This is a genomic window from Kushneria indalinina DSM 14324 (assembly GCF_003385845.1).
GTDB lineage: Bacteria > Pseudomonadota > Gammaproteobacteria > Pseudomonadales > Halomonadaceae > Kushneria > Kushneria indalinina.
Window position 1 is genome coordinate 663,014 of sequence record NZ_QRDJ01000008.1, and the last position, 12,750, is coordinate 675,763.

The window sequence follows — 12,750 nt, forward strand, 5'->3', positions numbered from 1 at the left end:
GTCTGCAGCGGCCAAGAGGGGACTGCCATGTTGAGCAAAGAACTTGAATTGACCCTGAACACCGCATTTACCGTGGCGCGGTCAAAGCGCCACGAGTTCATGACCGTTGAACATCTTCTGCTGGCATTGCTGGACAATGCATCAGCGGCAGATGTCCTGCGTGCCTGCGGCGCCAATCTCGACAAGCTCCGCACCGATCTTCAGGACTTTATCAATACCACCACGCCGCTGATCCCCGAGGATCAGGACGACCGTGAAACCCAGCCAACCCTAGGCTTTCAGCGTGTGCTTCAGCGCGCTGTCTTCCACGTTCAGTCTTCCGGCAAATCGGAAGTGACCGGTGCCAACGTGCTGGTCGCCATCTTCTCCGAGCAGGAAAGTCAGGCGGTCTACTTCCTCAAGCAGCAGAACGTGGCACGTGTCGATGCAGTCAACTACATCGCACATGGCATCGCCAAGGTGGCCGGGCACAACCAGCAGGGCCAGCACAATAGTGGCGGCGAGCCCGAGGACAGTGAAGAAGCCTCCGGCGATGCGTCATCGCATCCGTTAACCGGTTATGCGACCAACCTCAATGAACAGGCGCGCATCGGTCGGATCGATCCGCTGGTCGGCCGCGATCATGAGCTGGAACGTGTGGTGCAGATTCTGGCGCGTCGTCGCAAGAACAACCCCCTGCTGGTGGGTGAGGCCGGTGTCGGCAAGACCGCCATCGCCGAAGGGCTTGCCAAGCGCATCGTGGAAGAGGACGTGCCGGACGTCATCAGCGACGCCGTGGTGTACTCCCTCGATATGGGTGCCCTGCTGGCCGGGACCAAGTATCGGGGCGATTTTGAAAAACGCCTGAAGGGGCTTCTCGCCGAGCTCAAGAAAGAGCCCAACTCGATTCTGTTCATCGACGAGATCCATACCATCATCGGTGCCGGTGCGGCCTCTGGCGGCGTCATGGATGCCTCCAACCTGCTCAAGCCCATGTTGTCTTCGGGTGAGCTGCGCTGTATCGGGTCGACGACCTTCCAGGAGTTCCGCGGCATCTTTGAAAAGGACCGCGCGCTGGCGCGTCGCTTCCAGAAAGTGGACGTTATGGAGCCGACGGTCGAGGATGCCATTCGCATTCTGAAAGGGCTGCGGGGTCGCTTCGAGGAGCATCACCAGCTCAAGTATACCGATGCGGCCATGGAAGCTGCCGTGCGGCTGGCGTCACGCTACATCAATGATCGTTATCTGCCTGACAAGGCCATCGATGTCATCGATGAAGCCGGGGCGCACCAGCGGCTGTTGCCGGCCGAGGCACGACTCTCCCAGATCGATGTCGAGCAGATCGAAGCGATCGTGGCGTCCATTGCCCGTATTCCGCCCAAAAGTGTGTCCAGTTCGGATCGCAAACTGCTGGCGGATCTGGATCGCAATCTCAAGATGCTGGTCTTTGGGCAGAACGAAGCCATCGACAGCCTGTCGTCGGCCATCAAGCTGTCGCGTGCCGGACTGGGCTCGCCCGACAAGCCGGTGGGCAACTTCCTGTTTGCCGGTCCGACCGGGGTGGGCAAGACCGAAGTGGCTCGTCAGCTGGCCCAGATCATGGGGATTGAGCTGGTGCGCTTTGACATGTCCGAGTACATGGAGCGGCACACCGTATCGCGACTGATTGGTGCGCCTCCGGGCTATGTAGGCTACGACCAGGGCGGTCTGCTCACCGAGGCAGTGACCAAGAACCCGCACTGCGTGCTGTTGCTCGATGAAATCGAAAAGGCGCATCCGGATGTCTTCAACCTGCTGCTGCAGGTGATGGATCACGGCAAGTTGACTGACAACAATGGTCGCGAAGCAGATTTCCGCAACGTGATTCTGGTCATGACGTCCAATGCCGGCGCCGAGCTGGCCTCGCGTCGCTCGATCGGTTTCCAGACTCAGGACCATTCGACGGACGCCATGGAAGTGATTCGCCGCACCTTTTCACCGGAGTTCCGTAACCGTCTGGACAGCATCATCCAGTTCAGCCATCTCGACACTGACGTAGTGCGCAGTGTGGTCGACAAGTTCCTGGTCGAACTGCAGGCGCAGCTGGACGAAAAGCGTGTCCAGCTTGAAGTCGATGATGAGGCACGTGGCTGGCTTGCCGAGCATGGCTATGATCCGCAGATGGGCGCGCGTCCCATGGCACGCCTGATCCAGGAGAAGCTCAAGAAGCCTCTGGCCGAAATGATTCTGTTCGGCGATCTGGCCGACCACGGTGGAACGGTCCATGTCACGCTGGAAGATGGAGAGCTGCAGCTTTCAGCAGCTACCGAGCAGGTCGCCTGATCGGTACGCCATGCCAGTCGTCACTGACGCCCTGTCTTCGGACGGGGCGTTTTTTATGCGCGGAAACGGCTGGCGAACCGGAGGCTATCTATTCGTCGGATGGCGAGCTGTCGGTTGGCTCGGCGCCACCAGCGCGCCGTGACGCAGCGAAAGACGTGAGGAGGGGGCGTGCAGGATAAGGACGCATGGCGTCCTTAGCGAGAGCGATAGACGATACGGCCCTTGGACAGATCATAGGGCGTCAGTTCTACCTTGACCTTGTCGCCGGTCAGAATGCGGATGTAGTTCTTGCGCATCTTGCCGGAAATGTGTGCCGTGACAACATGGCCGTTTTCGAGCTCGACGCGAAACATGGTGTTGGGAAGCGTATCGACGATCACGCCTTCCATTTCAATATGATCTTCTCTTGCCATATGATGTATTCCCCGATAATCGTAATATGAGCACGCCATCAGGGCAGTCTTGCTGGCCGAATGGTCAGACAATGTTGAATGATGGCGGACTGAACGTGCGATATTTTGCCTGATACCTGCCTGAAGCGCAAAGCCGCTAAAAGCTTATACCGCTTTAATGATGCGTCTGGGTGACCGGAATGCTCCGGCGCCAGCGATGCCCCTGCAGATACTCCAGCGGTTTGAAGCGCTGCTTGTAATCCATTTTCTGACTTTCATTGATCCAGTAGCCCAGATACACGTGCTCAAGCCCCAGCGACTGCGCCCTGCGGATCTGCCAGATCACTGCCCAGCTTCCCAGAGATCTTGACCGGAAGGCATCATCAGGATCGAAGAAGGTATAGATGGCAGAGAGCCCGTGGGTGAGAAAATCCACGGCCGCCACGGCCAGAAGACGTCCGTCGAGTCGAAACTCGACCAGCCGTGAAAAGTCGTGTGAGGTATTCAAAAAGGCGCGGTACTGTTCGATGGCCGGTGGATACATCTCACCATCACTGTGGCGCGTTCTGATGTAGCGCTCATAAAGCGCATAGTGCTCTTCATCAAAGCAGGCCGGGCGCTCGATGGCGACCAGATCCTGATTGTCGCGTTCGGTACGCCTGAGAGAACGGTCAGGCGCAAAGTCATTGACCGGTACACGCACGGAGACACAGGCATTGCACTCCTGGCAATGCGGTCGATAGAGATGGGTACCACTGCGCCTGAAGCCCATCAGGGTCAGCGCGCTGTACATCTCGTGATCCACGGGCGTATGTGGATCCATGAACAGCGTTGTGGCCTCATGGGCTCCCAGATAACTGCAGTCATGAGGCTCTGTCAGGAAAAACCGCAACTCCTGAAGGGGTGAATGCATGCTTGAGTTGTTCAACGGGCGCAACGTCCAAAAAGGTGGTCTGGGGCTCGCGACATCAATGATTTGATAATGGTTATCGGCGCAGTGTCGAGGGTTCTTGAAAGTAGGGCGGGATATGGCGCTCAAGCAGGGCATTGAACTGATCACGTGATATATCACGAGCCCCCATGCTGGCCAGATGTGCCGTGTGCATCTGGCAATCCACCAGCGCCAGATCGTGATGCGCGGACAGCCACTCTACCAGCCGCACCAGGGCGATCTTGGAGCTATCAGGGCGTATGGAGAACATCGATTCGCCGAAAAATACCCGCCCCATCAGGATGCCGTACAGGCCGCCCACCAGCGTATCTCCCTCCCATATCTCGACACTATGACCATGGCCCAGCTGATGCAGGGCCACGTAGGCCTGAATGATATCAGATGAAATCCAGGTGCCTTCCTGCGCCTCCCGCTGAGCGGCGCACTGCGTCATCACCGCCTCGAATGCCTGATCGAAGGTCGCTGTCATGCCCGAATTGCGAAGCCGTTTGGCCAGGCTTCGACGTACGCGAAGTTCGTCGGGAAACAGCACCATCCTGGGGTCGGGCGACCACCAGAGAATGGGATCGTCTTCATTGAACCACGGGAAAATGCCGCGCCGATAGGCCGCCAATAGCCACTCCGGCGTGAGATCGCCACCCGCCGCCAGCAGGCCATTGGGCGTTTCAAGCGCGTTATCCAGCGCAGGGAATCCAACGGGACAGGGGGCAAGCCAGTCAATCATGGCGGTATCCAGAGGCTGGATGGCATGACATTTCATTTCCAGATGCCTGATAAAACATTCGATATCTCTCAAGTTTCAAACATGATGGCCGACATTGGATCGCAGGAAGGTTTGTCGGAACGGATGCTGGCTGCCAAAAAACATTGACCATTATTATTGGATATCTTTTATGGCGGACTATTTTCGACGCATGAGCATTGGTTCACGTCTGGCACTGGTAATCGGATTGGTGGCCATCGCGGGGTTTGTCGCCTTAAGCTGGGGGCTGTCGTCTTCCAGCGCCCGCACCCTTCGCACACATGCCACGCACAGCATGAAGCAGCAGACGCAACAGTTCACCGATTCGGTCACGCTTTTCGATCAGAGTCTACAGCAGCAGAGTGCGCGTTTTTTAAAGCTGTTTCAGACCGAAGGCCTGGCCCCACCCTTTGTGCTTGATTCTGATCAGACCATGGACATCAAGTCCAGAGAGACACCGCTGCTGATGGACCAGCGTGGCGCGCTCAACATGGATACTCAGCGGGTGGATGATTTCACTCGGCGTACCGGTACACCCGTCACGCTTTTTGCTCGTACCGGCGACGACTTTGTTCGCGTCAATACGTCGCTCAAGGATGCTCAGGGGGAGCGCGCCGTCGGCACTTTGCTTGACCGCAATGGCGCAAGCTACCGTGCTCTGATGGAAGATCGTGTTTATTCCGGCATTGCCACGCTTTTTGGTACCCCCTACATCACCCGCTATGAGCCCATTCATGACGCCCGGGGCCGCGTTATCGGTGCCAGCTTTATCGGGGTGGACATTACCGCCGATCTGGAAAACTTCAAGGCACGCGTGCGTTCGCTGAGTATCGGTGACAACGGCTACTTCATGATTGTTGATGCCAACGATGGGAGCGTGCTGGCCGGTGGTGACCACGAGGGTGCGTCACTGAAAGAGGTGCCTGATGTCGATGGCAGTCCTGCCTTTGCACCGATCTTTCAGAAGCAGCAGGGGCTTTTTGAATATCAGCTGTCCGACAGCGAACACGCCCGTCAAACAACCTATTTCATGCAGTACCCTGACTGGCATTGGGTGGTGGCCGCTACGGCCGTCAATGCTGATATCGATGATCAGATTGCTGCAACGCGTAATCGGTTTTTGCTGATTGCGCTGGGGCTGGCGCTGGCGGCGGCCCTGGGCGTTTATTTCATGATGCGTCGCAGCCTCAGTAATCCTCTGGCCAGCGTGCAGGGGTTGGCCGGCCATCTGGCCAACGGCGATCTCAGGCAGCGTCTTGACAGCCATCGCAAGGATGAAATCGGCTCGCTGGTGGGCGCCATGAACGGTATCAGTGACGGTCTGCGAGACATTGTCGGTCGCGTTCGTCAGTCGGTGGAAAGCATCGGTCATGCCTCCGGTGAAATTGCCAGTGGCAACATGGACCTGTCACGCCGGACCGAAAGCCAGGCCGCAAGCCTTGAGCAAACGGCGGCCAGTATCGAAGAGCTGACCGCCACCGTACGTCAGAATACCGAGCGTGCCCGTCAGGGAGACAGCATGGCAGGGGAGGTGGTTGCCTCGGCCCGAGAGGGCCAGCAGCGTCTGGGGCGTGCCATGACCACGCTCAAGGATCTGGATGCCACGGCTTCGAAAATGTCCGATATCATCGCCACTATCGATGGCATCGCCTTTCAGACCAACCTTCTGGCGCTCAACGCCTCGGTCGAGGCCGCTCGTGCCGGTGCCCACGGTCGTGGCTTTACCGTGGTGGCCGATGAGGTTCGGCGCCTGGCAGTGCGCTGCAGCGAGGCGTCTGCCGATATCGGTCAACTGATTCGACATACCATCGAGGAGGTCACCACCGGCAACGCTCATATCCAGCAAAGCGGCGAACAGATCGAGGAGATCACGGCGCGGATGGAAAACCTGGGTGTCATCGTCAACGAGATCAGTCGCGCCAGTGAAGAGCAGCTGGCAGGCATCGAGCAGGTCAGCAGTGCACTGGCATCGCTGGATGAAACCACACAGCACAATGCCGCCCTGGTCGAGCAGTCGGCCGCCGCGTCCGGACATCTGGACGAGCAGGCTCGCAAGCTCAGTGAGGTCGTGCGGGTCTTCCATTTGCCGGCCTGATATTTCCCCAATTTCCCGGCTGCAATTGCCGGGTCTGTGCCGTACCATCATCTCCAGGTATGATACCTGCCTCTGGCAGGGTGTGACCCGATGTCATTACCCTGCCAATATGCCTTTATCAGGCCTTCGAATGCTTCATCAGAGTACAGCCATAACACTCGCATGAGTGCAGGGGGGATGGCCGTTGAGCGCCAGCAAGACCAGACAATCGCAGTCACAGGCAAAGGCACGTCGCAGCAAAAGCGGCGCCAGCCCGCGAACAACGCGTAAAAGCGCCACCATGCAGCGCTCTCGACAGCGTGTGACAAAAGCCCGGGATAACGCCCGCCACTTCAGCGCCAGACTTCAGGGCGCTGCCAAGGAAGGGGTTGCCATCATCATGCTGGCGCTTTGCGCCTTTCTGCTGCTGGCCCTTTTCAGTTACATGCCGGCCGATCCCAGCTGGTCGCACAGCGGTCCGGATCAGCAGGTCACCAACTGGATGGGACCTGTCGGGGCATGGCTTTCCGATGTTCTCTATTCCCTGTTCGGCGCCAGCGCGCTCTGGGCACCCGGCATGCTGGGACTGGGGGCCTGGCGGCTGATACGTGCCCGGGAGGCCCATGTCGTCTGGGATCCCATGGCGCTGGCCGTTCGTGGCGGCGGGCTGCTGCTGGTCATGGTGGCCACCTGCACCGTGGGCGCGCTGCATTTTCAGGATGCCAGCAACGACCTGCCCTATGGCTCGGGCGGCATCGTGGGCGAGGGTGTGTCGGCAGCGCTTGCATCGCTGGTGGGCAGGCATGGCACCACGCTGCTGTCGCTGGCGGCCTTTTTGTGTGGCATGCCGCTGCTGACCGGCATGTCCTGGTTTTCCATCATTGATGAAATGGGCAATGGCATCTGGCGTGGCGTGCGCTGGGGTGCGCGTCGGCTGGGGATGGCCGGTGCGCAGATCGGCAGTGCCGGCTCAAGGCTTCAGGAGCGCCGTCGTGAAATGGCGCAGGAGCGTCGTGAGGCCTACCTTGCCGCCCAATCAGAAGATGAGTTCGATTTCGGTCACGACGACGATGACACCGATACCGGGCTGAGAGCGGATGCCGAGGATGCACGGCCACGCCGTGAGCGTACCGGCCTTTTTGCGCGGCTGGTGCCCGGGCGTCGCACGCAAGTTCATGATGAAGAGGAGTTCCCTGAAGATCATGATGAGTTGGTAGCCACGGCGCGACAGCGCCATGACAGTGATGCTGACGATATCCACACACCGGTGTCCGGTATGCGTACCGGCGATGATGATATCCCCTGGGAGCAGCCCTACGAGGAAACGCCTTCGGCGCGTGAGACGCAGGATGCCCGCTCACCCGTCGATACGGCGCCACCCGCGATGGATCGCTCTCAGGCCGCGAGCACTCGCGATGCCCATTCCCCGGTGGCCGAGTCTGAATACCCGGCGGCCGATACCGAGCGCCATGAGCCGCGGATGGATGCGACGCCCACGCCTCCGGAAGCCTTCGAGGAGGCCATGACCGCCACCCGGGCATCGGCGGTCGATGAGCCGCTGGTACGCGCCCCGGAGGATTCCCGTGATGTTTTCGCGGCGCCAGAACGCGACGATGACGAAGTCCGTGAAGAAGAGACACCGGCGCCCGCGCCAGCACCACAGCAGCCGATGGCAACGCCTCAGGCCGCCGATGCCTCGTCAAGCGATGTGACGCGCCGGCGGATTCCGGAAGTCATCCCCGAGCCGCGTCTGGCCGAGGATGATGAGGAAAGCCTCGATGCTCCGGGTGCCGCATCGTTTGAACAGCCCGAATCGACAAGCCATACAACGCCATCGGACAGGGCTCGCGAATACAGTGCGCCGTCGCCGACACCGGCTGCCTCTATGGACTCGACCTCGAATATAGACTCGACCTCGAACATGGATCAGGCCTCGGACGACATGAGTCTGCCCGAGATGGAAAAGCCTTCTCATGAGCGTGCGACACCGCTTGTGGATGACCTGCAGGATGATGATCGACCGGTACTGAGCTGGGAAGACGATGAGCCCGAGTTCTCGACGTCCCTGAGTGCGCGTGAACGTGAAGAGGCGGCGTCGCCGACAGGGGGATCGTCCGCTTCAACGCTGACGTTTGAGGAGGAGGACGATATTCGATATACGGCACCAGAGGCTCCTGCGCCGCAAGCGCCCGAGCCGGTTTCATCAACGCAGCCGTATCAGGAGACGTCAGCACCGGCCACGCCATCGAATCGGAGTGACGAGCAGGCCCGGCCTCGACCGGACAATACCTCCGGCCAGACCCCGACAGCGCCTGTCGAAACGCCGGCGCCGGAGCCCGAGGTGGATGCCGAGGACAGCAGCAGCCCCACAGTCTGGACGGTGCAGCAGATGCAGACCCAGCGCCCCGTGCATGAGTCTGACGGTGAGCCGCTGGGCGAGCTGCCGTCCCTGTCGCTTCTGACGCCGCCGTCGTCTCACGAGCCGACCTACACGGCCGAACAGCTTCACGACATGGCAGAGCTGCTGGAAGTGCGCCTGCGTGAATATGGCGTCAAGGCCGAGGTCGTCGATACCTGGCCCGGCCCTGTCATCACGCGCTTTGAGATCAAGCCGGCACCCGGCGTGAAGGTCTCCAAGATCAGCAACCTGGCCAAGGATCTGGCGCGCTCGCTGATGGTGAAAAGCGTACGCGTGGTCGAGATCATTCCGGGACGCCCGACGGTCGGCATCGAGATCCCCAACCCCAACCGGGCCATGATCCGGCTGCGGGAGGTCTTTGACTCCGACGTCTATCAGGATGCCAGTTCTCCGGTCACGGTGGCACTGGGCCAGGACATTGGCGGCAATCCGGTCGTGGCCAACCTGAACAAGATGCCACACCTGCTGGTGGCCGGTACCACGGGCTCGGGCAAGTCGGTAGGCGTCAATGCCATGCTGATCTCGATGCTTTTGAAGGCCACGCCCGATGAAGTGCGCATGATCATGGTCGACCCCAAGATGCTGGAGCTGTCGGTGTATGACGGCATCCCGCATCTGCTGGCGCCGGTCGTGACCGACATGAAGGAGGCCGCCAACGCGCTACGCTGGTGCGTGGCCGAAATGGAACGTCGCTACAAGCTGATGGCGGCCATGGGCGTGCGTAACCTGGCTGGTTTCAATGCGCGTATTGATGAGGCCTCCGCCGCCGGCGCCCAGATTGCCGACCCGCTGTGGGAGCCGCAGCCCTGGGAGATGCATGAGCAGCCGCCGGTGCTCGAAAAGCTGCCCTACATCGTGGTGGTGATCGACGAGTTCGCCGACATGTTCATGATCGTGGGCAAAAAGGTCGAAGAGCTGATTGCACGTATCGCCCAGAAGGCGCGTGCCGCCGGCATTCACCTGATTCTGGCCACGCAGCGTCCGTCAGTGGATGTCGTCACCGGTCTGATCAAGGCCAATATTCCCACGCGCATGGCCTTCCAGGTCTCCTCGCGGATCGACTCACGCACGATTCTGGATCAGGGCGGCGCCGAGCATCTGCTTGGCCACGGTGACATGCTGTATCTGCCGGCCGGTGCTGGTATTCCCATGCGCGTGCATGGTGCCTTTGTGGACGATGACGAGGTGCACCGCGTCGTCGATGACTGGAAGCGCCGCGGCGAGCCCGAGTATATCGATGAGATTCTCTCCGGCGGCGTCTCTGCTGATGCCCTGACAGGGCTTGAAGCCGAAGGCGAAGGCAGTGACGATCCGGAGCAGGACGCGCTGTACGATGAGGCCGTGGCCTATGTGACCGAATCGCGCCGGGCGTCGATCTCCTCGGTCCAGCGTCGTTTCAAGATTGGCTACAACCGTGCGGCCCGTCTGGTTGAAGCGATGGAGATGGCAGGCGTCGTGTCATCCATGGGCAGCAACGGGGCAAGAGAGGTGCTGGCGTCACCGCCGGCACACTGACCACGCTGCCAGGACAACACCTTGATAAGCCTCGATAATCTTAAGTTTCAGAAGGGGCTTGCATCGAACCTGTCACCTGGTGGCAGGTCAAAGGGACACCACGGCATGCACTGCCAATAAGGACAGGATGTTTCAATGACACTAATGACTCACGGCCGCAGTGGCCTTGCTCGTAAGCTGGGTCTGGCGGGTGCCACCCTCATGACGGCCTGCATGACACTGCCGGCGCAGGCGGCCTCCAATGATGCCGAGCGACTGACCTCGCTGCTTGAACCTCTTAAAACCTACTCTGCCGACTTCAACCAGCAGGTCGCCAGCGGCGGCGGCAGCCTGCAGGATGCCAGCGGACACATGTGGCTCTCGCGTCCCGGGCGCTTTAAATGGGAAGTTTCTGACCCCTATCGTCAGACCGTGGTCTCCGACGGGCAGAAGGTGTATCTCTACGACCCCGATCTTGAACAGGTCAGCATTCGCCCGCTGGATCAGCGCGTGACCCATACGCCGGCACTGCTGCTCTCCGGTCAGGCCAACGAGCTGACCGAGAACTACAATGTGTCGCGTCGCCAGCAGGGAACCACCGAGTTTTTCGCGCTCTCGCCGCGCTCCAACGACACGCTGTTCGAGTCCCTGGAGCTAGTGTTCAACAACGAGCGTCTTTCGGGAATCGATCTGACCGATGGCACCGGCCAGCGCACGGAAATCTCGTTTCGCAATATTGAGGTCAACCCCGATATCAGCGAATCGCAGTTTCAGTTCGAGATTCCCGAGGGGGCTGATGTGATGCGCGAAGGCAACTGATTGATACCGCGTTATCTGCCATGATGGAGGCATGATTCGCACAAGGGTGCCTTCCTCATGAGTGACCTGTTTGATCGTGACGCGCCGCCTGGGCAACCCCTGGCGGCGCGTCTGCGTCCGGCCCGGCTGGAAGACTATATCGGGCAGTCCCATCTGCTGGGACCGGACCGCCCATTGACGCGAGCTTTGGCGCGCGATCAGCTCTATTCAATGATCCTGTGGGGGCCGCCCGGGGTCGGCAAGACCACTCTGGCGCGCCTGATCGCCGGCTACACACGGTCGCATTTTGCCACGCTCTCGGCCGTGTCGGCAGGCGTCAAGGAGATCCGCGCCGCGGCCTTTGAGGCGCAGCAGCGCGGTCAGAGCGGACAGCGCACGCTACTGTTCGTTGATGAGGTGCATCGCTTCAACAAGGCGCAGCAGGATGCCTTCCTGCCCTGGGTCGAAGAGGGCGTATTTACGTTTGTCGGCGCCACGACCGAAAACCCCTCCTTTGAGCTCAACAACGCATTGCTCTCTCGCGCGCGCGTTCACGTGCTCAAGTCACTGAGCGTTGAAGAGCTGCGTCAGGTCATCGACAGGGCGCTGATCGAGCCTGCCGGACTGGGCGAAGCCGGTATCGAGGCATCAAGCAGCGTGCGCGATCTTCTGGCGCAGGCGGCTGACGGTGATGCGCGTCGTGCGCTCAATCTGCTTGAAATTGCCGCTGACATGGCCGAGGCAGGGCGCAAGGGTGAGGCGCCAACACTATCGCAGGCAGTCATCGAGGAGGTTCTGGGGGAGAGTACGCGCCGACTCGATCGGGGTGGCGATCTCTTTTATGACCAGATTTCGGCCCTGCACAAGTCAGTGCGCGGCAGTGCCCCCGATGCCGCGCTCTACTGGTACTGCCGCATGCTCGATGGCGGGGCAGACCCGCTCTACATCGCCCGTCGTGTGGTGCGCATGGCAAGTGAAGAGATTGGCAACGCAGACCCCAGAGCACTGCGCCTGGCGCTCGATGGCTGGGAGGTGCAGGAGCGTCTGGGCAGTCCGGAAGGCGAGCTTGCCGTGGCTCAGGCCATTCTCTATATCGCCAGCGCCCCGAAAAGTAATGCCGCCTATGTCGCCTATAACCAGGCACGGGCGCATGTGGCGTCCACGCCCGGACATGATGTGCCGGTACATCTGCGCAATGCGCCGACGTCCCTGATGAAGTCACTGGGACATGGTCACGAATACCGTTATGCCCATGATGAACCGCATGCCTACGCGGCGGGTGAAACCTATTTTCCCGAGGCGCTGGTGGGAACCCGCTACTATCAACCGGTCGAACGCGGTCTTGAAAAGCGCATAGGCGAAAAGCTTGAGTGGCTGGAGGGGCTGGATCAGGCTGCGACGCATCGACGCAGCGATGAATCGTCATGAAAAAGGATGAGTCCGGAGCCCGTGTGCCTTATGCCCGCCATGGCGGGATCGAGGTTGGAACAGGTGCCGGGGCGGGGTTGTCTGCTGTAGCGGGTATTAAATTTAATGAGCCGGGTATGCGACCAAAGTAAGTGGCGATCGCCTTCAAAA

General features: G+C 60.2%; 8 protein-coding genes. 5 read left to right on the plus strand and 3 right to left on the minus strand.

All coding sequences use genetic code 11. The features are described 5' to 3' along the window. Positions 1 to 27: 27 nt before the first annotated feature. Positions 28 to 2,301 (plus strand): ATP-dependent Clp protease ATP-binding subunit ClpA, encoded by a 2,274-nt coding sequence (gene clpA / locus C8D72_RS13995; protein WP_115855032.1) that lies wholly within the window; start codon positions 28 to 30, stop codon positions 2,299 to 2,301. Between the two features lie 194 nt (positions 2,302 to 2,495). Here clpA and infA read toward each other — a convergent pair whose 3' ends face one another. The 3 genes from infA to aat all read right to left on the minus strand — a co-directional run bounded on the left by infA (position 2,496) and on the right by aat (position 4,369). After that, complete coding sequence (gene infA / locus C8D72_RS14000) at positions 2,496 to 2,714, minus strand: translation initiation factor IF-1 (protein ID WP_007111068.1); 219 nt, start codon at positions 2,712 to 2,714, stop codon at positions 2,496 to 2,498. 154 nt (positions 2,715 to 2,868) lie between these two features. Next, positions 2,869 to 3,606 (minus strand): arginyltransferase, encoded by a 738-nt coding sequence (locus C8D72_RS14005; RefSeq protein WP_115855033.1) that lies wholly within the window; start codon positions 3,604 to 3,606, stop codon positions 2,869 to 2,871. 73 nt (positions 3,607 to 3,679) lie between these two features. Continuing rightward, a complete protein-coding gene (aat, locus tag C8D72_RS14010; protein WP_115855145.1) occupies positions 3,680 to 4,369 on the minus strand; it encodes a leucyl/phenylalanyl-tRNA--protein transferase in 690 nt (229 codons plus the stop codon). Positions 4,370 to 4,538: 169 nt separating this feature from the next. On the opposite strand from aat, the gene C8D72_RS14015 reads away from it, so the two are divergent. The 4 genes from C8D72_RS14015 to C8D72_RS14030 all read left to right on the plus strand — a co-directional run bounded on the left by C8D72_RS14015 (position 4,539) and on the right by C8D72_RS14030 (position 12,600). Further along, positions 4,539 to 6,482: a methyl-accepting chemotaxis protein gene (locus C8D72_RS14015; RefSeq protein WP_115855034.1), complete on the plus strand. Its 1,944-nt coding sequence runs from the start codon at positions 4,539 to 4,541 to the stop codon at positions 6,480 to 6,482. Between the two features lie 184 nt (positions 6,483 to 6,666). Next, positions 6,667 to 10,395 carry a DNA translocase FtsK gene (locus tag C8D72_RS14020; RefSeq protein WP_245955268.1) on the plus strand — a complete coding sequence of 1,243 codons (3,729 nt, stop codon included), beginning with the start codon at positions 6,667 to 6,669 and terminating at the stop codon, positions 10,393 to 10,395. Positions 10,396 to 10,530: 135 nt separating this feature from the next. Further along, positions 10,531 to 11,193, plus strand: coding sequence for an outer membrane lipoprotein periplasmic chaperone LolA (gene lolA, locus C8D72_RS14025; RefSeq protein ID WP_245955269.1), 663 nt, complete (start codon positions 10,531 to 10,533; stop codon positions 11,191 to 11,193). Between the two features lie 57 nt (positions 11,194 to 11,250). Next, entirely contained in the window at positions 11,251 to 12,600 is a 1,350-nt protein-coding gene (locus C8D72_RS14030; protein ID WP_115855036.1) for a replication-associated recombination protein A, read from the plus strand. Positions 12,601 to 12,750: the final 150 nt, after the last annotated feature.